This is a genomic window from Kribbella catacumbae DSM 19601 (assembly GCF_000372465.1).
In the GTDB taxonomy this organism is placed as follows: Bacteria; Actinomycetota; Actinomycetes; order Propionibacteriales; family Kribbellaceae; genus Kribbella; species Kribbella catacumbae.
In genome coordinates this window covers 1-1829 of the sequence record NZ_AQUZ01000129.1, presented here as the reverse complement: position 1 = coordinate 1829, position 1829 = coordinate 1, and the positions used below count along the sequence as shown (strand labels likewise).

2 protein-coding genes are annotated in these 1829 nt (G+C 66.4%); one reads left to right on the top strand and one right to left on the bottom strand.

Features of this window, described 5'->3' with window-relative positions; all coding sequences use genetic code 11:
- Positions 1-302 precede the first annotated feature (302 nt).
- Complete coding sequence (locus tag A3ES_RS0145465; RefSeq protein ID WP_020393473.1) at positions 303-899, top strand: gamma carbonic anhydrase family protein; 597 nt, start codon at positions 303-305, stop codon at positions 897-899.
- A 187-nt stretch (positions 900-1086) separates the two neighbouring features.
- Here the strand turns inward: A3ES_RS0145465 and A3ES_RS54895 are convergent, their stop codons facing one another.
- Entirely contained in the window at positions 1087-1611 is a 525-nt protein-coding gene (locus tag A3ES_RS54895) for a hypothetical protein (protein WP_157631100.1), read from the bottom strand.
- Positions 1612-1829: the final 218 nt, after the last annotated feature.

Here is a 1829-nt window from a genome sequence, read left to right as displayed (position 1 = left end):
ACCACCCCGCACGCACCACCGAACCACGATGACCCAGCGGACACTCCGGGATTTCCATACCCAGAATCATATCCACGCTAAGCGACATAGGACAGGTGTTCTAATGTCCTTCTCGTAGCTCGCGGTTCTTCACTCCCACCCCAAACCTTCGCTCGAGCGGCTGAACCTCCCACCTTCGACGTGGACAGCCGGTACGGCGATGGCCGCCCGGGCAGTGAGGGCCCGGGCTGTGGAGAACCGACCTTGCCAGAGACAAACTGCGATAGGAAGGCTGAGGTGATGCCCGACGAAAGGATTCGCCGATGTTGCTGGAACACCGTGGCCGGAGACCGGTCGTCCCGGAGTCTGCGTATGTGGCGCCCTCAGCCGTGCTGTGTGGAGCCGTCGTACTGGGCGAAGGCAGCCGGGTGCTGCACGGCGCAGTACTGACTGCGGAAGACGGTGAGGTCCACCTTGGAGAGAACAGCGTGGTGATGGAGAACGCCCTGGTACGCGGCCGGGCAGCCAACCCTGCGTTGATCGGTACTGCGGTCCTGGTCGGTCCGCACGCCCACGTGAACGGCGCCACGGTCGAAGATGAAGTCTTCATCGCCACGGGCGCCGCGTTGTTCCCAGGCTCGCGCGCCGGCACCGGCGCCGAACTGCGCATCAACAGCGTGCTCCAGGTCAACTCCCACCTAACCCCCGGCACGGTCCTGCCGATCGGCTGGATCGCGGTCGGCGACCCAGCCCAGCTCTTCTCCCCAGACCGCCACGAAGAACTCTGGGAAGTCCAGCAGACCCTGGACTTCCCCGGCACCGTGTACGGCGTACAACGCGGCACCAGCATGCGCGACATCATGTCCCGCCAGTCGGAGTACTACGGCGCCCACCAACAGGACCAACAACTCCCGGACTAATCCCCAAGCCACCCGCCGTACGCCTGCACTCACACACGGGCCACTGCCCTCACCAACCGCGGCGCCCGCAGTCGCCACGTTGCCCCTGCCCGCGCGCACCTCGCACGCCGTGTACAGCGTGGTACCCACCGGCCTTGGCCTGCGCCTGAGCCTTCACCCCGGCTGCGCCTTCACGCCTGCAGGGATTTCACGCTGGCTGGCTGCGCCCACCTGGGCCCTGCACCTCGCCCGAAGCCTGCGCCTGCGCCTGCGCCTGCGCCCATACGACGTACTCCGACTGAGCTGCACCACCCCACACGACGTAGGCCGGAGCAACTCGTCGTCCCCGTTCGAGCCGCCCTAGGGCCGACCCGCTCGCGGACCCACCATGCATGGCTGCAGGCACAGATGCCCGCGTGCAGGTACGCAAGCACGGACACCGTGCTGTGCGCGCCCGATCGACATCCTGGATTTCTACGTCGAGGAATGCCCCGACCGCGCCGTTGCATCCTCGAAGACCCGCCAAGCGACTGCTGTTGCCCGCCTCGCCTTCAGTGTTGCGAAGTGGTGTGGGGTCGCCGACCCAGCGAAGGGCGGTGGGAACACTGCTGGTCACCTTGAGTTGGGCGAAGGCGTTCGCCGGGGCTTTGGAGCTCAGTACGACGCTGATACCGGAGTAGTCGGGTTCGCTCCCGGCGGCGGACACGTCGGGATTGTTGTCCATCACGGCCATCACCGCTGCGGTGAGTTCGGCACGCGAATACGTGGCCTGCTCGAAAGTCGCCCGGACTGGAAGGCGGGCGGCCAGCCACCGCAGACCGGCCGGCGCGGTCCCCTTCCAATAGACCAGGACTGCGAGGTTTTCTCACCGGGTTGGTCGTTGAAGGTGCAGGAGAACGAGGGCGGCGGCGGTGATGGCGCCGATTCGCCAGGGGTCGAGGGTGACTCGTT

Bases quoted from the DNA above. Each gene is read 5' to 3' on its own strand.
- A3ES_RS54895 (WP_157631100.1), bottom strand. From the start codon at position 1,611: ATGGCCGTGATGGACAACAATCCCGACGTGTCCGCCGCCGGGAGCGAA.
- A3ES_RS0145465 (WP_020393473.1), top strand. From the start codon at position 303: ATGTTGCTGGAACACCGTGGCCGGAGACCGGTCGTCCCGGAGTCTGCG.